This window comes from Serratia entomophila (assembly GCF_021462285.1).
Classification (GTDB): domain Bacteria; phylum Pseudomonadota; class Gammaproteobacteria; order Enterobacterales; family Enterobacteriaceae; genus Serratia; species Serratia entomophila.
On record NZ_CP082787.1, the window covers coordinates 580005 to 597665 of the forward strand.

Genomic DNA, 17661 nt, shown 5'->3' on the forward strand with positions numbered 1-17661 from the left:
CAATGCTTGCTGAAAAAAGTGCGGCCTCAGTGCAGCCGGGGGTCAGTGCGACCGCCAACCTGCGCTGGGCATTTATCCTGGTCACCAGCCTGTTCTTCATGTGGGGGCTGTCTTACGGCCTGCTGGACGTATTGAACAAACATTTTCAGGAGACGTTGCACGTCACCAAAGCGCAGTCGGGGCTGCTGCAGGCGGCCTATTTCGGCGCTTACTTCCTGGTGGCGTTGCCCGCCGGGTATTTTATGGACAAGAAGGGGTACAAGGCGGGCATTCTGGTGGGGCTGTGCCTGTATGCGCTGGGCGCGCTGCTGTTTGTGCCGGCGGCGTCGGCCAACAGTTTCGGCGCGTTCCTGTTCGCGCTGTTTGTCATCGCCTGCGGTTTGGGCTGCCTGGAAACGGCGGCCAACCCCTACGCCACGGTGCTGGGGGACGCGCGGGGCGCCGAGCGCCGGCTCAATCTTTCCCAGTCGTTTAACGGCCTCGGGCAGTTTATCGGCCCGATGATCGGCGGCACCCTGTTCTTCTCCGCCAGCCAGCCGAGCGGCGGCGGCGATCAGGGCATGGTGAAGATGACCTACGTGGCGATCGCCGTACTGGTGCTACTGATCGCCTTTTTGTTCAGCCGCACCCGTTTGCCGGACATCCGCGAGGAGGAAAAACCGGTGCACGGCGTGATCGCCCAGGGGCTATGGCAGCACCAGCACTTCGTCGGCGGGGTCATCACCCAGTTCTTCTACGTGGCCGCGCAGGTCGGGGTGGGGGCATTCTTTATCAACTACGCCACCGAGCACTGGCGCGACGTTTCCAACCAGAGCGCTTCTTACCTGCTGTCTATCGCCATGATCTGTTTTATGGTCGGGCGTTTCTTCAGCACCTGGCTGATGGGGCGCGTCAAACCCGCCACCCTGCTGATGGTTTATTCGCTGATCAACATTGCGCTGTGCGGCGTGGTGATGCTGAGCCTTGACGGGGTATCGGTGGTGGCGCTGATCGCGGTGTTCTTCTTTATGTCGATCATGTTCCCCACCATTTTCGCCCTGGGGGTGAAAAACATGGGTAAGCACACCAAGCGCGCCAGCGCCTTCATGATTATGGCGATCGTCGGCGGCGCCATCATGCCGTACTTTATGGGCGCGCTGGCCGACCGCTACAGCACCGCGCTGTCTTATCTGCTGCCGCTGCTGTGCTTTGCGGTGGTGTTCTTCTACGGGCTGCAGCAGCGGCGTCATTGAGGCGCCACCGCCGTTGTCAGGCCGGCGCTCTGGCGCCGGCGAGCAGCGTTAATGCCAGCGCCATGCAGATCCCGGCGCCGGCGGCGCAGGCGATCAAACCGCTGTGATCGACCAGTTGCCCTCCCGCCAGCGAACCGCAGCAAATCGCCAGATTGAACAGGGCGATATAAAATGCGGAGGCAACCTCAACCGCGTTGGGCGCGGCTTTGAGCATCCAGGCCATCAGGGAAACGGAAACGCCGCCGTAGGCGATGCCCCAGAGCAGGATCGCCGCGCTGCCGCTCAACGGCGTGCCGCCGGCCAGGGCGAAAAAGGTGACGGCCGCCGCCAGCCCGATGGCGATCAACGCCAGGGTGGCACGGAGATGTTTGGCGGCGGCATGGCCAGCGATAAAATTCCCGACGATGCCGGCCAGGCCGTAGGCGAACAGCAATGGCCCTATCCAACGGCCATCGACGCCGGACAGGCTTTGCAGCATGGGGCGCACGAAGGTATAGGCCATAAAGTGGCCGGCCACCAGCAGGAACGTTAGCAGCAGCCCGGCCAACAGCCGGCGGTTAGCGAGCTGTTCGGCGAATTGCCGTATCCGGGCCGGGCTTTCCACCGGCAATGAGGGCAGCGTGGCCAGCTGCAGAATAAGCGTCAGTGCGACCAACCCGGCCACGGCCAGAAACGCCGCTCGCCAACCCAGCGCAGCGCCTATAAATACGCCGATCGGCACGCCGAAAACCGAAGCCGCCGCCACGCCGCCAAAGATTATCGACAGCGCCAGGGCGACCGACGTCGGTGGCACCAGGCGGCCCGCGATGCTGCCTGCAATCACCCAAATGCCGCCGATGCAGAACCCGAGCATGACGCGCGCCGCCAGAAGCGCATTTAAGCTGGTCGCCACGGCCGACAGAAGGTTGGTGGCGATCAGCAACAGCAGGAAGCCCGCCAGCAGAGCGCGGCGGTTCATGCTGTTGAAGATCAGCACCACCAGCGGCGCGAAGGCGGCGGCAAATAGCGCCGGCAGGGTAAGCATCAACCCGGCGCGGCCCAGGGTGGCGTGAAAGTTGTCGGCGATCGGGTTCAACAGCCCGATGGGCAGGATCTCGGCGGTCACGACGCTAAAGGTGGATAAACCGATCGAGGCGACCGCCAGCCAGGGCTTTACGCCGCCGGCAGGCGCTGCTGCAGCCCTTGTGTGATTCATGGTGTTGCTCCCAACGATGCGAATGGCCACAGTGTATCTGCGCCGTATTGGATGATAAACTGGCCAAAATGCGCAACATTGGGGAAAATTCGTGGCTAATATGAAGCAAATGCCGCTGGATAACCTGACTGACCTGTTGGTGTTTGTCCGGGTGGCCGATGCCTGCAGTTTTACGCTGGCGGCAGAGAAGTTGGGCATATCCCGTTCGCTGGCGGGGAAGTGCCTTAATCGTTTGGAAGAGCGGCTGGCGACCCGGCTGTTGCACCGAACCACGCGGAGCGTGCGCCTGACCGAGGACGGGCAGGTGTTTTATGAACACGCGCTGCGAATTTTGTCAGAGGTGGATGAAGCGGAAACGGCGATCAATACGCGGCGGCGGACGCCGAGAGGCAGGCTGCGCCTGGATCTTCCGGTGGCGTTCGGGCGTTTGCACATTTTACCTATCCTCGGGGATTTTCTGCGGCAATGGCCTGAAGTTGACGTTGACGTCACCTTTTCCGACGATTACAGCGATCTGGTGCGCGATGGCATCGATTTGGCCATCCGCATTGCCGGCAACGACGACAGCCGTTTGGTGCGCAAAGTGCTTGCGCCGCACCGGCTGATCACCTGCGCCTCGCCGGATTATCTGGCGCAGCGCGGCGAGCCGCAGACGCCGGACGAGCTGGCGGATCATCATACCCTGCTCTTTACGCATCAGGGCGTGCCGGCTCCCTGGCGTTACGAGCTGAACGGCCTGCAGCGCGAGTATCAGATAAGGGGCAGGACGCGTTTCAACAACGTCGAAGCGCTGCGGGATTCGGCGATTGCCGGGGCCGGGCTGTGCCAGGTGGGCGCCTTTTTGGTTGGGGAACAGATTGCCGCCGGGACGCTGGTGCCCGTTCTGGAGCGCTATTGCCGCCGCGGGCCGCCGATTTGCGCCGTTTACCCGACCAGGCGCTATCTCTCCCCCAAAGTGCAACGGTTTCTGGAGGCCATCGAACGCCGCTGGCAAGGCAAGGCCATTTGGGAGGCCGCTTAGTCACGCGGTGGCGGGCTGTACGTTTTGCGCCAGCTGAATGTTGTTGCGGCCGTTGTTCTTCGCCAGATACAGCGCGGCGTCGGCCGCGCCGATCGCCGAATCGACATCCAGCTTATCCAGCGCCGAGATGCCGGCGCTGAGGGTGACGGTGGTGGTCTCCAGCTGATTGAACTGATGGGGGATCTCCAGCGCCAGCACCCGTTGCCGCACCCGCTCGGCCAGCTGAGCGGCGTAATCTTCGTCGACGTTGGTCAGCAGCACCAGAAACTCTTCCCCACCGTAACGCACCACGATATCCCGCGAGCGCACCGCGTCGCGAATGGCGGCCGCCACCTGCACCAGCGCCCGATCGCCCATCGCATGGCCGTAGTTGTCGTTATAGGCCTTAAAGCGATCGATATCGAGCAGCAAGACAAAATGGCGCCCGGACTGCGGCTCCGACAGCATATTTATCTTGTTTTCCAGCCCGCGGCGGTTATATAGGCCGGTCAGGGGATCGATCATGCTTAAATTATTGAACCTGTCTCTTTCATGGTACAGGTTGGCGACCAGCGTTTGGGTAAAGATCTCGCTGCGTTTCAACATCAGATGATGGATTGAAAAAGCGATAATCGGTAATACCGTAGTGAATAATATCCGCGTGGTATTATGCATATCGTCCAGTAATAAGATCACCATGGCGGAAGGCACGGAGTGCAAACAGAAAGCGATGAAATTATCCGTCAGCGCGATGGCGCTGATAAAGAATATGCTGAACAGGCTAATCAATAAAAAGCTTTGGTTGTTTGGCGCGCAATACTGACTTTTAACGTAAATATGTGCTGCCCACAGCACGCCCACCACGACGGCGAACAGGTTTAGCTTGCCAATGTATTGCCGAGGGAACTGCAGAGAAAATAGCAATGCACCCAGACAAAATAGCGGTATGCCTAATAAAGGCAGGGTAAAAGATGGCTTATTGTTAAACGGGACCAATAACGTAAATACGGAAGAGGCGGCATTCATCACCAGGAAAAGAAATAGTGATAAGCGCTGCTTGCTGTTTAGCAATTCCTGATAAGAACGGGCGTTCATACGGAGTTCACTCTTTACAAAATCGATCTGTCGAATAATTGAGGTTGAGAAATATTCCTCCGGCGTGAACCAAATAGACACCCGAATGGCATGCTTGTTGATTGTGATTATTCACATGCGAATGAGACTAGGAATTTTCTTATGTCAAACTAGCATTTTTTCATGCGGGTGTCATCTGGGTTTGGCTGCCGCGGCGAAAATGATGCGCAGCCCAAAAAAGTGATATATGATATTGGTTATCATTATCACTTGAAGGGTAGGGTTATCATGATTGCAGCCATGATTGCCGCATGCGGCCTGTGGGGCGTCAGCTGGTGCCTGGGCGATCGCTTGGCCAGCGCCTGGGGCGTGCTGTTGCCCTGCGCCCTGATGCCGCTGTTGGCGTTGATTGACCTGGACATGATGCAGCTGCGCACGCTGATTGTGATTGCCATGTTGGCGACGCTGGTGATGCTGTTCAACAGCCGCCTGCGCCACTACCTGCTGTTGCCTTCCTGTATGGCGCTCGCGGGGGGATTGGCGGCGATCGGCCTGAACTTCAGCTTTAGCTGAAAACGCAAAAACCACGCTATGGCGTGTTATTCATCGTATCTTGGGGATTTGCTTCGGAGGTCTTGCCGGAGAGATCATCAATTGGTGCGAAGAGAGGGACTTGAACCCTCACGTCCGTAAGGACACTAACACCTGAAGCTAGCGCGTCTACCAATTCCGCCACCTTCGCACAGTCGATGTTGTTGCTTTGATTTATATTACGGCGCCAGCTTGGTGCGAAGAGAGGGACTTGAACCCTCACGTCCGTAAGAACACTAACACCTGAAGCTAGCGCGTCTACCAATTCCGCCACCTTCGCATCGATGCTGCGTGCAATATAAATCATGTGGTTATTTGGTGCGAAGAGAGGGACTTGAACCCTCACGTCCGTAAGGACACTAACACCTGAAGCTAGCGCGTCTACCAATTCCGCCACCTTCGCATACCAGAAACATTACCGGAGTAACGTTACCACGGAGGCGAATTCTAGAGATTTTGGCGGGTACGTCAATAGTTATTTCCCCTGTTTGCGGGCGTTTGCTGGAAAAACAGCCATATCGCTGCTTTTGTGGTTCTCAAACAGCGAAATCAGCCAGTCAATCAACACCCTGACCCGCGGCGCAAGGAAGCGTCCGGGCGGATACATGATGTAAATCGGCATCGGCGGCGGCGGCGTTGCCGCCAGCACCTCGACCAATTCCCCCGTTTGCAACCAGGGCGCCAGCGAATAGCGCGCCGCCTGAATCAGCCCCATACCGGCCCGGGCGCCGCTGGTGTAGGCGTCCGCGCCGCTCACGCTCAGCCGGGTGGGCAGTTCGCGCAGCTCCACCTTGCCGTCACGGCAGAATTCCAGCGGGTAATCCCGATTATTGGCGAGGGAGAAATACCCGACCATTTGATGATGTTCCAGGCTATCAAGGGAATGCGGCACGCCGAAGTTTTGCAGGTAGGCCGGGGAGGCGCAGGTCAGCTGCGGCAGCTGGGCGATGCGGCGCGCCACCAGGCTGTCGTCTTCGGTTTCCCAGGCGCGCAGCACGCAGTCCACCCCCTCGCGCAGCAGATCGACGTGGGTATCGTTGGCGCCCAGCGCGAGGGTGATGTCGGGATAGCGCCGGTAAAAATCGTCCAGCGCCGGGATGACGATTTCGCGCGCCAGCGAGTGCGGCATATCGATGCGCACCTTGCCGGCGGGTTGCAGTTTGTGGTGGCTGAACAGGGTGTCCGCTTCTTCCAGCGCGCCCAGTAGCTGCACGCAGCGCTGGTAATACAGCGCGCCTTCGCTGGTGATTTGCACCTGCCGGGTGGTGCGGATCAGCAGCCGCACGCCGAGACGCTGTTCCAGCCGTTTCAGCGCGTTGCTGACGGTGGCGCGCGGCAGCTGCAGGCGCTCGGCCGCCCGGCTGAAGCTGCCCAGCTCCACGATGCGGGTGAAAATGCGCATGGCCTGAATCTGATCCATCTTGCTGCCCCGTATTGTTAGCGATTTTTGAACAGTGATGAGCTATCTGCATTATTTATCTTTGCAGCGTAAACAACCAGACTTTGTTGCGTTATCCATTCACGGCATGAGGGCAACACAATGCAACAACGCAAATTAGGCAGCCAGGGTCCCGTCGTTTCCGCTTTGGGGTTGGGCTGCATGGGGATGAGCGATTTCTATTCGACCGGCGCCGATGAGCGTGAAGCCATCGCCACCCTGCATCGGGCGCTGGAGCTGGGCGTCACCCTGCTGGACACCGCCGACATGTACGGCCCGCACACCAATGAGCAACTGGTGGGCAGGGCGATCAAGGGCAAGCGGCAGCAGGTGTTTTTAGCCACCAAATTCGGCATCCTGCGCGATCCGTCCGATCCTGCGGTACGCGGCGTCAGCAGCCGGCCGGACTATATTCGCCGCTCGGTCGAGGGCAGCCTGCAGCGGCTGGGGGTGGATGAGATCGATCTCTACTACCAGCATCGGGTCGATCCGCAGGTGCCGATCGAAGATGTGGTAGGCACCATGGCGGATCTGATCCGCGAAGGCAAGATCCGTCATATCGGGCTGAGCGAAGCCTCGGTCGCGACGCTGGAGCGGGCGCACAAGGTGCATCCGATCGCTGCGCTGCAAACCGAGTATTCGCTGTGGACGCGCGACGCCGAAGAGGGCGCGCTGGCGGCCTGCGAACGGCTGGGCATCGGCTTCGTGCCATACAGCCCGCTGGGGCGCGGCTTCCTTACCGGCGCCATTCAACGGCCGGAGGATCTGGCCGCCGACGATTTCCGCCGCAGCAATCCGCGTTTTCAGGGGGAGAATTTTGCCCGCAATTTGGCGCTGGTGGAGAAAGTCGGGGAGCTGGCGGCGCAGAAGGGCGTTAAACCTTCGCAGCTGGCGCTGGCCTGGGTGCTGGCGCAGGGCGAGCATATCGTGCCGATCCCGGGCACCAAGCGCCGTCGTTATCTGGAGGAGAACATCGCCGCGGCGGATCTGACGCTGAGTGCAGAGGAACTGGCGGCAATCGAAGCGGTGTTCCCGCGGCAGGCGGCGGCGGGCGATCGCTACGGCGCAGAGTCGATGACCTTAATCAACGGCTAAAAAAAGGGCGCAGCCTGCAGCTGCGCCCCGTTTGCCTGCGGCGAAAAAGATTATTTCTTTTTCTTCTTCGGATCGCGCGGCGGCCGGCCGACGGTGGCCTGATAGACTTTAAAGCGGCCGTTTTGCGCCAGCACTTCGTGGCTGCCGAAGGTGGCGTCCAGAATATCCGGGTACGGCAGGAAGGCGTTGGCCACGATGCGCAGGCTACCGCCGATCGGCAGGTGTTTCAGCGCGCCGCGGATCAGGGTTTCCGCCGCGGTCAGGCTGGTCTGCAGACCGTCGTGGAACGGCGGGTTGGAAATGATCATGTCGAAGCGGCCGGTAATGTCGGAGTAGACGTTACTGACGATCACTTCACCCTCGATGCCGTTGGCGGCCAGGGTCGCACGGCTGGATTCCACCGCGGCGGCGTTCACGTCGCTCAGGGTCAGCTTAACCTTCGGCGACAGTTTGGACAGCACCGAAGCCATCACCCCGGCGCCGCAGCCCACGTCCAGCACTTTGCCCTTCATGTGTTTTTCCAGGGTCGACAACAGCAGCGAGCTGCCGACGTCCAGGCCGTCGCGGCTGAACACGCCCGGCAGGGTTTTCACTTCCAGATCGTGCAGCTGATAGCTGTCCCACCAGTCGGCCAGGTCGAATTCGGCCTGTACGTCCAGGCGGCCGTGGTACAGGCCGCAGCGGCGAGCGCTGTCGACCTTCACCAGCCTGGCGTAGCCCTCCACCATTTGATCCGCGCTGCGCACGCCGCTGCGGTTCTCGCCCACCACGAACACTTCCGCGCCCACCGGCAGCAGCGCCAGGATGTTGCACAGCTGGAACTGCGCTTCCTGCTTGCTCTTCGGCCAGTAGTAAATCAGCGTGTCGCAGCCGGCAACGAATTCGGCATCGACGGTCAGGCCGAACTGCACGTTGTCGCCCATCGCCCGGTTCAGTAACTGCCAGTGATGGTATTGCTGGGTATGGACACGCACATCCGCGGCCTCGAATTGGGCCGGCAGGGTATCCTGCAGGTCACCGGCGAACAGAACGCGGCGTTCGATAAACTCATCACTGTGGCGCAGCATGACTTCACTGGCGGGGGTTAATGCAGACATCAGGTTTTGGCTCCTAGAAATTAGACCGGGGATTATAGAGCTTTGCGGCGATATGTTCGACGGGTTTATACCCAATAGCTTGCCGGCCCCCGAAAGATGCAGGGGATGTTGGCGCGGGCTGCGCGGGTTTGTTAGCATAGCGCGGCGCATGGCAGGCATGGCGCACCACAACGGGTAAGGATCGGCATGGCATCAAAACGCGACTGGCTGTTACAACAACTGGGTATCACGCAGTGGACATTGCGCCGCCCGGCGGCGTTGCAGGGCGAAGTGGCGGTCAGCCTGCCGCCCGGCGCGCGTTTGCTCGTTGTGGCGCAGGCGCAGCCCGATCCGCAGGATCCGCTGTTTTGCGACGTGCTGCGCAGCCTGGGGCTGACGCCGGCGCAAACCTACGGCCTGACGCCGGAGCAGGTGGCGATGCTGCCCGAAGATACCGAATGCAACAGTTGGCGGCTGGGCGTAGCGGAGCCGCTTGCGGTGACCGGCGCGCAGCTACACAGCCCGGCGTTGGCCGAGCTTTCTCAAGATGCGGGGGCCAAGCGCGCCCTCTGGCAGCAGATTTGTCATCATGAACAGTATTTCTACCCTGACGGCGGCCGATCTGGTCACGGCGTTCAAGATTGAGCGGGCCAGCCACGCCTTTCCCTGGACGGAAGCCACCTTCGCCAGCAACCAGGGCGAACGTTACCTTAACCTGAAACTGAGCGCCGAAGGGCAGATGGCGGGCTTCGCCATCACCCAAATCGTGTTGGACGAAGCCACGCTGTTCAACATCGCGATTCATCCGGACTGGCAGCGCCGGGGCTTTGGCCGCACCTTGCTGAACGCGCTGATTGAGCAGCTGGAAAGCCGCGGCGTGGTCACGCTGTGGCTGGAAGTGCGCGCCTCCAACGGCGCGGCTATCGCGCTGTATGAAGATCTCGGTTTCAACGAAGTGACCCTGCGCCGCAATTACTACCCCAGCGCCAACGGCCGCGAAGACGCGATCGTGATGGCGCTGCCGCTGGCTTAGCCGGCGCCGGATGTTTCTCGCCGGGAAAAGCATTGATTGTCACCGGTTGGCAAATCAGCGAAAATGCCCGGCTATTATCTTTTATTTACCGCTTTGCCTGGCGCCGCTGTGGCGCGTTCTGATGATGTCGCAGGGCGGACTAACCGTAGAACCTGAAAAACATGTCTCCTAGTGAATTTGCCCGCGAAGTCTCGAAAAGAAGAACTTTCGCCATCATCTCGCACCCCGACGCCGGTAAAACCACCATTACCGAAAAGGTGTTGTTGTTCGGACAGGCGATCCAAACCGCCGGTACGGTAAAGGGCCGCGGCTCGAACCAGCACGCCAAGTCCGACTGGATGGAAATGGAAAAGCAGCGTGGGATCTCGATCACCACCTCGGTGATGCAGTTCCCGTATCGCGACAGCCTGGTTAACCTGCTGGATACCCCGGGGCACGAAGACTTCTCTGAAGATACCTACCGCACCCTGACCGCGGTCGACTGCTGCCTGATGGTGATCGACGCCGCCAAGGGCGTCGAGGATCGTACCCGCAAGCTGATGGAAGTCACCCGCCTGCGCGATACGCCGATCCTGACCTTCATGAACAAGCTGGACCGCGACATCCGCGATCCGATGGAAGTGATGGACGAAGTCGAGCGCGAGCTGAAGATCGCCTGTTCGCCGATCACCTGGCCCATCGGCTGCGGCAAGCTGTTCAAAGGGGTTTATCATCTGTACAAGGATGAAACCTACCTGTACCAGACCGGTAAAGGCCACACCATTCAGGAAGTGCGCATCGTCAAAGGCCTGGACAACCCGGAGCTGGACGCGGCGGTGGGCGAAGAGCTGGCGGCGCAGCTGCGCGAAGAGCTGGAGCTGGTGCAGGGCGCTTCCCACGAATTCGATCGGGAAGCCTTCCTGAGCGGCGAACTGACGCCGGTGTTCTTCGGCACCGCGCTGGGCAACTTCGGCGTGGATCATATGTTGGACGGTCTGGTGGCCTGGGCGCCTGCGCCGATGCCGCGCAAAACCGACACCCGCGAAGTGGTGGCGGCGGAAGAGAAATTCACCGGCTTCGTGTTCAAGATCCAGGCCAATATGGATCCGAAACACCGTGACCGCGTGGCCTTTATGCGCGTGGTGTCCGGCCGTTACGAAAAAGGCATGAAGCTGCGCCAGGTGCGCACCGGCAAAGACGTGGTGATTTCCGATGCGCTGACCTTTATGGCCGGCGACCGTTCACACGTGGAAGAAGCCTACCCGGGCGACATCATCGGCCTGCACAACCACGGCACCATTCAAATCGGCGACACCTTCACCCAGGGTGAAGACATGAAGTTCACCGGCATCCCGAACTTCGCCCCTGAGCTGTTCCGCCGTATCCGCCTGCGCGATCCGCTGAAGCAGAAGCAGCTGCTGAAGGGCCTGGTGCAGCTGTCTGAAGAAGGCGCGGTGCAGGTGTTCCGCCCGATTGCCAACAACGACCTGATCGTCGGCGCAGTCGGTGTGCTGCAGTTTGACGTGGTGGTGGCGCGCCTGAAAAGCGAATACAACGTGGAAGCGCTGTATGAGTCGGTCAACGTGTCGACCGCCCGCTGGGTCGAGTGCAGCGACGTGAAGAAATTCGAAGAATTCAAGCGCAAGAACGAGCTCAACCTGGCGCTGGACGGTGGCGACAACCTGTCCTACATCGCGCCGACCATGGTTAACCTCAACCTGACGCAGGAACGTTATCCTGAAGTGGTGTTCCGCAAAACGCGCGAACACTAACAGCACCGCCGGGCGCCTCAGGGCGCCCTGTTTTTATTCCGCTAATTAATAAACCTCTCTCACCAGTCCCCCGCAGACCCGCGGCGCTGCCGCCGGCACCCGTCGTCTGCTGCATTTTCTGTCCTATGGTCTATATTTAATAGGGCGCCCTGCGTCGACCAAGATTAAATCACTGCTATTTTTTGAATATTTAGCGAGTTATTCGGCAGTGTTGCCGATTGGCGACAGGGTGTTTGTTTTAATATCAATAAGTTATGTTTTTTTCCGTATCGGACCCGGATGGTTGTCGCCAAATGGCGACGGTTTTTAGTCTGTATATTGAACGATTATTTCTATGTTTTTGATTTTAAATTAAATTTAAAAATTGGCACAGGCATTGCAAAAGTTCTGGTGTGAACGCTTGATTGTATAGAAATCGTGAAGTGTTTACCGAATGGGCCGCGTTATGGCGGCTGACGGCTTCCAGCCGATTTGGGAGCCACAACAAAAGGAAGAGATCGATGAAAAATACTAAATTTGCACAATCGCTGATGGCTGTCGTTTTGGGTTCTGTTCTGGTGAGCGGCAGTGCGCTGGCTGAAGACGGTTTGCTCAACAAAGCGTCAAGCGCCGCTGATAGCGCGGGTGCCAAAATCGATAGCTCCATGAAAAAAGTTGACGGCTATATGGATGACAGCGCCACAACGGCTAAAGTTAAAGCAGCGCTGGTGGATGATAAAGCCATCAAAAGCACCGATATCTCGGTGAAAACCGAAAAAGGCGTGGTGACCCTGAGCGGCTTTGTCGGCAGCCAGGCGCAGGCCGAACAAGCGGTTGCCGTGGCCGGCAAAGTGGAAGGCGTTAAGTCCGTCAGCGACAAGCTGCACGTGAAAGACGAAGCCAAGCAGTCGGTGAAGGCTTACGCCGGTGATACCGCCACCACCAGCGAACTGAAAGCCAAGCTGCTGGCCGATGACATCGTGCCTTCACGCAATGTGAAAGTGGAAACCACCGACGGCGTGGTGCAGCTTTCCGGCGAAGTGAAAACGCAGGCGCAGTCCGATCGCGCAGAAAGCATCGCCAAGGCGATCGACGGCGTGAAGAGCGTGAAGAACGACCTGGCGGTTAAACCTTAATATTGACGTAGACGGTTAACGACGAGCACCAAATTCCGGGCTGGCCGTGCGGCTTGCCCGGAATGCACCACCAAAAAAAGAAACTGACCCGCAACCTGCGCCACTCTGTGAAGAGTGCCGGCTGCGATGTGTTTTTTCACTATGGTAAGGAGAGGCTTATGTTTCGTTGGGGCATTATCTTTTTAGTTATCGCGTTGATTGCTGCGGCATTGGGGTTCGGGACGCTGGCGGGCACCGCCGCCTGGGCCGCTAAAATTGTCTTTGTCGTGGGTATCATCCTGTTCCTGGTCAGCCTGTTTACCGGCCGTCGACGTCCTTAGCTTTCCTTCAAAGTGTAACAAAGCTTAATTCCTTTTCTCGCAGCAGGGGGGCAAGTCATGAACAGCGACATCATCCTCGGACGCTGGAAACAGCTGAAAGGCCAGGTATGGCAGGCATGGGCGGAATGGTCCGGCAGTGACTGCGCCTGGCTGGCCGGGAGCAATGACTTCCTCTCTGGCGTACTGCAGGAGGATTACGGAAGAGAGCAAGACGCGGTATCCTCGGAGAAAACGTCTCACTGAGGATGCTGCGTTGGGATACAGAATACCCATCACGCTCGGCAATATAGAACCGCTGGCGTATAAACCTTACCGGCCCGGCAAGATGGCGCTGGTATGTGAAGGGGGCGGGCAGCGCGGCATTTTTACCGCCGGCGTGCTGGACGAGTTCCAGCGAGCCCGCTTTAACCCCTTCGATCTGATGATCGGCACCTCCGCCGGTGCGCAAAACCTGTCGGCTTATATTTGCGGACAGATGGGCTATGCGCGGCGGGTTATCACCCGCTACACCACCTCCGCACAATTCTTCAACCCGCTGCGCTTTGTGCGCGGCGGTCATCTTATCGACCTCGACTGGCTGATCGACATCACCTCGCAGCAGCTGCCGCTGGCGATGGACGCGGCGGAAAAGCATTTGACCGACGGCCGCGAGTTTCTGATGTGCGCCTGCCGCAGCGACGACTTCGAACCAACCTACTTGCCGGCGCATCGCGACAGCTGGCTGCCGGCGATCAAAGCCTCCAGCGCCATTCCCGGCTTTTATCGCATGGGGGTGGAGCTGGACGGCGTCAGCTATCAGGACGGCGGCATCAGCGACGCTATCCCGGTCGAAGAGGCCTATCGCCGCGGCGCGGACACCATCGTGGTGATCCGCACCGTGCCTTCGCAGATGTACTACACGCCGCAGTGGATGAAGCGCATGGAGCACTGGCTCAGCGAAAGCAGCCTGCAGCAGATGGTGCGCATCCTGCAGCACCATGAGCAAAGCTATCACCGCATTCAGCAGTTTATCGAGAAGCCGCCGGGCAAGCTGCGCATCTTCGAGATCTTCCCGCCGAAGCCGCTGGCCAGCAATGCGCTTGGCAGCCGGTTGACCTCGCTCAATCAGGATTATCACCTGGGGCGCCGCTGTGGCCGCTACTTCCTGGCGACCGTCGGCCACTGGCTGTTGGAGCAGGAGAAGCTGGACGGCATGAAGGTGAAAAAGGCGCTGTCGCGCCGGCTGATCCAACCGGAAAATGTCAGGATGCCGTCGCCGATCGTCACCGATATCAGCCTGCCGCAGGATCTTGCCGTGCAGCCGGAAGCCAATCTGGCGGCGCCGAAAATCATTCTGCCGGGTGACGGCGGCACGCCATGAGCCGCGTGTTCACCGATACCCATTGCCATTTCGATTTCCCGCCGTTCAGCGGGCACGAGGCAGCAAGCCTGGCGCTGGCCGGGCAGGCCGGGGTGCGGAACATTATCGTGCCGACGGTCACCGCCGACCGCTTCGTGCGGGTGCTGAAGCTGGCGCACGACCACCCGCCGCTGTTTGCCGCGCTGGGGCTGCACCCGCTGTATATCGCCCAGCACGGTGAGGCGCAGCTGGAACAGCTGGCGGCGTTTTTGGCCAGCCAGCCGCCCAAGCTGGTGGCGGTCGGGGAAATCGGCCTCGATCTGTATATGGAAAACCCGCAGTTTGATCGCCAGCAGCGGCTGCTGGCAGCTCAGCTGAAGTTGGCGAAGAAGCACGATCTGCCGGTGATTTTGCACTCGCGCCGCACCCACGATCAGCTGGCGGCGGCGCTGCGTCGCCTGGCCGTACCGCGCCGCGGCGTGGTGCACGGTTTCGCCGGCAGCCTGTCGCAGGCGCAGGCGTTCGTTCGTCTCGGCTATTTTATCGGCGTGGGCGGCACCATCAGCTACGCGCGGGCGCAGAAAACGCGCGCTGTGATGGCGCAGCTGCCGCTAAGCGCGCTGTTGCTGGAAACCGATGCGCCCGATATGCCGTTGGCGGGCTATCAGGGGCAACCGAACCGCCCGGAGCGCGCCGCTGAGGTGTTTCAGGCGTTGTGCCAATTGCGGCCCGAACCGGCGGACGAAATCGCCGAGGCGCTGCAGCGCAACGCGCAGACGCTGTTTGCGCTTCCCGCATAAACGTGACAATAACGTGATGATTATCACGTTATAAGATTTTCATTTGCTTCCTGTTGTATACATTTGTGACATAAATCGGGGCGAGTGACGCCTCGCCCAGTATAATCCCCCCGAAACCTCTTATTGGCAAACCTCCCGCCACGGGCAGGGATGCATTTCATTTTTCGCAACAGGGATACTTTGCATGCAACTCATCATGAGCCTGGTCGGCATGGCGGTGCTGATCGCCATTGCGGTGCTGCTCTCCAGCAACCGCCGCGCCATCAAGATGCGCACCGTGGTCTGGGCGTTCGTCATTCAGGTCGCCATCGGCGCGCTGGTGCTGTACGTGCCGCTTGGCCGCAGCATTCTCGGCGGCATGTCGGCCGGGGTGGCCAACGTGATCGCCTACGGCAATCAGGGCATTTCGTTTATCTTCGGCGGCCTGGTGTCCGACAAGATGTTCGAGGTGTTCGGCGGCGGCGGCTTCGTGTTCGCCCTGCGCGTGCTGCCGGTGATCGTGTTTTTCTCCTCGCTGATCGCCGTGCTTTACTATCTTGGCATCATGCAACTGGTGATCCGCGTTCTGGGCGGCGGCCTGCATAAGTTGCTGGGCACCTCGCGCACCGAATCGCTGTCGGCGACCGCCAATATCTTCGTCGGCCAAACCGAAGCGCCGCTGGTGGTGCGCCCCTATATCGCCACCATGACCCAGTCCGAGCTGTTCGCCGTGATGTGCGGCGGCCTGGCCTCGGTGGCCGGTTCGGTATTGGCGGGCTACGCCCAGATGGGGGTGCCGTTGGAATATCTGATTGCCGCCTCCTTCATGGCCGCGCCGGGCGGGCTGCTGTTCGCCAAGCTGATGGTGCCGGAAACCGAAAAAACGCACGACAAAGACGATGCGATGAAGCTGATCGCCGAAGAGGATCGCCCGGCCAACGTGATCGACGCGGCGGCATCCGGCGCGGCTTCCGGCATGCAGCTGGCGCTGAACGTCGGCGCGATGCTGTTGGCGTTTATCGCGCTGATCGCCCTGCTGAACGGCATTCTCGGCGGCATCGGCGGCTGGTTCGACTACCCGCAGCTGTCGCTTGAGCTGATCCTCGGTTGGGTATTCTCGCCGATTGCCTTCCTGATTGGCGTGCCCTGGAGCGAAGCCATGACCGCCGGCTCGTTTATCGGCCAGAAGATCATCGTCAACGAATTCGTCGCCTACATGAACTTCGGCGCCTATTTGCGCCCGGACGAGGTGGTGGCGGCGGAAGGGTTGCAGGTGCTGTCTGCCCATTCCAAGGCGATTATCTCCTTCGCGCTGTGCGGCTTCGCCAACCTGTCGTCGGTGGCCATTTTGCTCGGCGGCCTGGGCAGCATGGCGCCGAATCGCCGGCATGACATCGCGCGCTTTGGCCTGAAAGCGGTGGCGGCGGGGACGCTCTCCAACCTGATGAGCGCCACCATCGCCGGGTTCTTTTTGGCGCTGTAAGCTAAACTCTAAAACACGGGCGTGCGCTGCGCGCCCGTTATCTTCAGCGGTTTCTTTAGCGAATTTGTGAACGATATCGCGTTATTTTGTGATGTTCTTCACATATAATTCCTGTCTGTTACAGTGGTATTTCATATAGTGTGACGCTGAACGCGAATTGCCCCAGGCATTCCTGTTCAAATAGCTATTACTGGCCAGCCGCGAGGCGGATGGCCATGTGCGGTGAGAAGGATCTCAGTTGCCGCCGTGGGAACCCGTTCCCCAGCGCTATCTTCATGGAACCAAGTCCGCTCGCCAACACCCAGGTTCTCAGTTGGAGAGTTTTATGACCGAATTAACCGCAGCGGCGCAACGTGCGCTGAACTTAATGGATTTAACCACGCTGAATGACGACGACACCGACGATAAAGTGATCGCGCTGTGTCGCCAGGCCAACAGCCCGGCCGGCCATACGGCGGCCATCTGCATCTACCCGCGTTTTATCCCGGTGGCGCGCAAGGCGCTGCGCGAGCAGGGAACGCCGGATATTCGCATCGCGACCGTGACCAACTTTCCGCATGGCAATGACGACATCGACATCGCGCTGGCGGAAACCCGTGCGGCCATCGCCTATGGGGCGGACGAAGTGGACGTGGTGTTCCCGTATCGCGCGCTGATCGCCGGTAATGAACAGGTTGGCTTTGAGCTGGTCAAAAGGTGCAAGCAAGCCTGCCAGGCGGCTAACGTGCTGCTGAAAGTGATCATCGAGACCGGTGAGCTGAAGCAGGCCGATTTGATTCGCAAGGCGTCCGAGATCGCTATCAACGCCGGCGCTGATTTTATCAAGACCTCTACCGGCAAAGTGCCGGTCAACGCCACCCTGGAAAGCGCCGAGCTGATGATGTCGGTGATCCGCGATATGGGCGTCGCCAAGACGGTGGGCTTCAAGCCGGCCGGCGGCGTGCGCACGGCGGAAGATGCGCTGCATTATCTGCAACTTGCCAATCGTATTCTGGGCGAGGGCTGGGCAGATGCGCGCCATTTCCGCTTCGGCGCCTCCAGCCTGTTGGCCAGCTTGCTGACCACGTTGGGCCACAGCGCTCAGGCCAGCGGCAGCGGCTACTGATCGATTCCGATGGCCAGGCGCCGTGCGGCGCCTGC

General features: G+C 59.8%; 18 protein-coding genes and 3 tRNA genes. 14 read left to right on the plus strand and 7 right to left on the minus strand.

Annotation, left to right across the window (positions count from 1 at the left end; genetic code table 11):
* The first annotated feature begins 2 nt into the window (after nt 1-2).
* Nucleotides 3-1232 (plus strand): sugar MFS transporter, encoded by a 1230-nt coding sequence (locus tag KHA73_RS02735; protein WP_234588449.1) that lies wholly within the window; start codon nt 3-5, stop codon nt 1230-1232.
* 16 nt (nt 1233-1248) lie between these two features.
* On the opposite strand, the gene KHA73_RS02740 is transcribed toward KHA73_RS02735, so the two are convergent.
* The gene (locus KHA73_RS02740; RefSeq protein ID WP_234588451.1) at nt 1249-2427 is read right to left on the minus strand and encodes an MFS transporter; all 1179 of its coding nucleotides are present in this window, start codon (nt 2425-2427) and stop codon (nt 1249-1251) included.
* A gap of 109 nt (nt 2428-2536) precedes the next feature.
* On the opposite strand from KHA73_RS02740, the gene KHA73_RS02745 reads away from it, so the two are divergent.
* Nucleotides 2537-3448 carry a LysR family transcriptional regulator gene (locus KHA73_RS02745; RefSeq protein ID WP_234591175.1) on the plus strand — a complete coding sequence of 304 codons (912 nt, stop codon included), beginning with the start codon at nt 2537-2539 and terminating at the stop codon, nt 3446-3448.
* On the opposite strand, the gene KHA73_RS02750 is transcribed toward KHA73_RS02745, so the two are convergent.
* Nucleotides 3449-4522: a GGDEF domain-containing protein gene (locus tag KHA73_RS02750; RefSeq protein WP_234588453.1), complete on the minus strand. Its 1074-nt coding sequence runs from the start codon at nt 4520-4522 to the stop codon at nt 3449-3451. It abuts the gene before it with no gap.
* A 267-nt stretch (nt 4523-4789) separates the two neighbouring features.
* Between KHA73_RS02750 and KHA73_RS02755 the strand changes: the two genes are divergently transcribed.
* Entirely contained in the window at nt 4790-5074 is a 285-nt protein-coding gene (locus tag KHA73_RS02755) for a DUF1435 domain-containing protein (protein WP_234588454.1), read from the plus strand.
* Nucleotides 5075-5156: 82 nt separating this feature from the next.
* Here the strand turns inward: KHA73_RS02755 and KHA73_RS02760 are convergent.
* The 4 genes from KHA73_RS02760 to KHA73_RS02775 all read right to left on the minus strand — a co-directional run bounded on the left by KHA73_RS02760 (nt 5157) and on the right by KHA73_RS02775 (nt 6512).
* Nucleotides 5157-5243: transfer RNA gene (locus KHA73_RS02760), tRNA-Leu, on the minus strand.
* 42 nt (nt 5244-5285) lie between these two features.
* Nucleotides 5286-5372 (minus strand) — tRNA-Leu (locus KHA73_RS02765).
* 36 nt (nt 5373-5408) lie between these two features.
* A tRNA-Leu gene (locus KHA73_RS02770) sits at nt 5409-5495 on the minus strand.
* A 72-nt stretch (nt 5496-5567) separates the two neighbouring features.
* The gene (locus tag KHA73_RS02775; RefSeq protein ID WP_234588456.1) at nt 5568-6512 is read right to left on the minus strand and encodes a LysR family transcriptional regulator; all 945 of its coding nucleotides are present in this window, start codon (nt 6510-6512) and stop codon (nt 5568-5570) included.
* A 120-nt stretch (nt 6513-6632) separates the two neighbouring features.
* On the opposite strand from KHA73_RS02775, the gene KHA73_RS02780 reads away from it, so the two are divergent.
* Nucleotides 6633-7625, plus strand: coding sequence for an aldo/keto reductase (locus tag KHA73_RS02780; RefSeq protein WP_234588458.1), 993 nt, complete (start codon nt 6633-6635; stop codon nt 7623-7625).
* A 50-nt stretch (nt 7626-7675) separates the two neighbouring features.
* Here KHA73_RS02780 and rsmC read toward each other — a convergent pair whose 3' ends face one another.
* Entirely contained in the window at nt 7676-8722 is a 1047-nt protein-coding gene (gene rsmC / locus KHA73_RS02785) for a 16S rRNA (guanine(1207)-N(2))-methyltransferase RsmC (protein ID WP_234588459.1), read from the minus strand.
* 186 nt (nt 8723-8908) lie between these two features.
* Between rsmC and KHA73_RS02790 the strand changes: the two genes are divergently transcribed.
* From KHA73_RS02790 to deoC, 10 genes are all read left to right on the plus strand, one after another.
* A complete protein-coding gene (locus tag KHA73_RS02790) occupies nt 8909-9346 on the plus strand; it encodes a DNA polymerase III subunit psi (RefSeq protein ID WP_234588461.1) in 438 nt (145 codons plus the stop codon).
* On the plus strand, nt 9291-9734 hold the full coding sequence (gene rimI, locus KHA73_RS02795; RefSeq protein ID WP_234588463.1) for a ribosomal protein S18-alanine N-acetyltransferase: 444 nt from the start codon (nt 9291-9293) through the stop codon (nt 9732-9734). Before KHA73_RS02790 ends, rimI begins: the two co-directional genes overlap by 56 nt.
* A gap of 161 nt (nt 9735-9895) precedes the next feature.
* Nucleotides 9896-11485 (plus strand): peptide chain release factor 3, encoded by a 1590-nt coding sequence (gene prfC, locus KHA73_RS02800; RefSeq protein WP_234588480.1) that lies wholly within the window; start codon nt 9896-9898, stop codon nt 11483-11485.
* Between the two features lie 500 nt (nt 11486-11985).
* Nucleotides 11986-12600 carry a molecular chaperone OsmY gene (osmY, locus tag KHA73_RS02805; RefSeq protein ID WP_234588482.1) on the plus strand — a complete coding sequence of 205 codons (615 nt, stop codon included), beginning with the start codon at nt 11986-11988 and terminating at the stop codon, nt 12598-12600.
* A gap of 158 nt (nt 12601-12758) precedes the next feature.
* Nucleotides 12759-12920: a DUF1328 domain-containing protein gene (locus tag KHA73_RS02810; RefSeq protein ID WP_004955572.1), complete on the plus strand. Its 162-nt coding sequence runs from the start codon at nt 12759-12761 to the stop codon at nt 12918-12920.
* A 57-nt stretch (nt 12921-12977) separates the two neighbouring features.
* Nucleotides 12978-13163, plus strand: a complete 186-nt coding sequence (locus KHA73_RS02815; protein ID WP_234588483.1) for a CsbD family protein — start codon at nt 12978-12980, stop codon at nt 13161-13163.
* Between the two features lie 10 nt (nt 13164-13173).
* Nucleotides 13174-14280 carry a patatin-like phospholipase family protein gene (locus KHA73_RS02820; protein ID WP_234588485.1) on the plus strand — a complete coding sequence of 369 codons (1107 nt, stop codon included), beginning with the start codon at nt 13174-13176 and terminating at the stop codon, nt 14278-14280.
* A complete protein-coding gene (locus KHA73_RS02825; protein WP_234588509.1) occupies nt 14277-15059 on the plus strand; it encodes a TatD family hydrolase in 783 nt (260 codons plus the stop codon). Before KHA73_RS02820 ends, KHA73_RS02825 begins: the two co-directional genes overlap by 4 nt.
* Nucleotides 15060-15255: 196 nt before the next feature.
* Complete coding sequence (locus KHA73_RS02830) at nt 15256-16521, plus strand: NupC/NupG family nucleoside CNT transporter (RefSeq protein WP_234591177.1); 1266 nt, start codon at nt 15256-15258, stop codon at nt 16519-16521.
* A gap of 325 nt (nt 16522-16846) precedes the next feature.
* A complete protein-coding gene (deoC, locus tag KHA73_RS02835) occupies nt 16847-17626 on the plus strand; it encodes a deoxyribose-phosphate aldolase (protein ID WP_234588511.1) in 780 nt (259 codons plus the stop codon).
* Nucleotides 17627-17661: the final 35 nt, after the last annotated feature.

Excerpts from the sequence above, each read along its gene's own strand:
- KHA73_RS02735 (WP_234588449.1), top strand. The coding sequence starts at position 3 with ATGCTTGCTGAAAAAAGTGCGGCCTCAGTGCAGCCGGGGGTCAGTGCG.
- KHA73_RS02740 (WP_234588451.1), bottom strand. The coding sequence starts at position 2,427 with ATGAATCACACAAGGGCTGCAGCAGCGCCTGCCGGCGGCGTAAAGCCC.
- KHA73_RS02745 (WP_234591175.1), top strand. The coding sequence starts at position 2,537 with ATGCCGCTGGATAACCTGACTGACCTGTTGGTGTTTGTCCGGGTGGCC.
- KHA73_RS02750 (WP_234588453.1), bottom strand. The coding sequence starts at position 4,522 with ATGAACGCCCGTTCTTATCAGGAATTGCTAAACAGCAAGCAGCGCTTA.
- KHA73_RS02755 (WP_234588454.1), top strand. The coding sequence starts at position 4,790 with ATGATTGCAGCCATGATTGCCGCATGCGGCCTGTGGGGCGTCAGCTGG.
- KHA73_RS02775 (WP_234588456.1), bottom strand. The coding sequence starts at position 6,512 with ATGGATCAGATTCAGGCCATGCGCATTTTCACCCGCATCGTGGAGCTG.
- KHA73_RS02780 (WP_234588458.1), top strand. The coding sequence starts at position 6,633 with ATGCAACAACGCAAATTAGGCAGCCAGGGTCCCGTCGTTTCCGCTTTG.
- rsmC (WP_234588459.1), bottom strand. The coding sequence starts at position 8,722 with ATGTCTGCATTAACCCCCGCCAGTGAAGTCATGCTGCGCCACAGTGAT.
- KHA73_RS02790 (WP_234588461.1), top strand. The coding sequence starts at position 8,909 with ATGGCATCAAAACGCGACTGGCTGTTACAACAACTGGGTATCACGCAG.
- rimI (WP_234588463.1), top strand. The coding sequence starts at position 9,291 with ATGAACAGTATTTCTACCCTGACGGCGGCCGATCTGGTCACGGCGTTC.
- prfC (WP_234588480.1), top strand. The coding sequence starts at position 9,896 with ATGTCTCCTAGTGAATTTGCCCGCGAAGTCTCGAAAAGAAGAACTTTC.
- osmY (WP_234588482.1), top strand. The coding sequence starts at position 11,986 with ATGAAAAATACTAAATTTGCACAATCGCTGATGGCTGTCGTTTTGGGT.
- KHA73_RS02810 (WP_004955572.1), top strand. The coding sequence starts at position 12,759 with ATGTTTCGTTGGGGCATTATCTTTTTAGTTATCGCGTTGATTGCTGCG.
- KHA73_RS02815 (WP_234588483.1), top strand. The coding sequence starts at position 12,978 with ATGAACAGCGACATCATCCTCGGACGCTGGAAACAGCTGAAAGGCCAG.
- KHA73_RS02825 (WP_234588509.1), top strand. The coding sequence starts at position 14,277 with ATGAGCCGCGTGTTCACCGATACCCATTGCCATTTCGATTTCCCGCCG.
- KHA73_RS02830 (WP_234591177.1), top strand. The coding sequence starts at position 15,256 with ATGAGCCTGGTCGGCATGGCGGTGCTGATCGCCATTGCGGTGCTGCTC.
- deoC (WP_234588511.1), top strand. The coding sequence starts at position 16,847 with ATGACCGAATTAACCGCAGCGGCGCAACGTGCGCTGAACTTAATGGAT.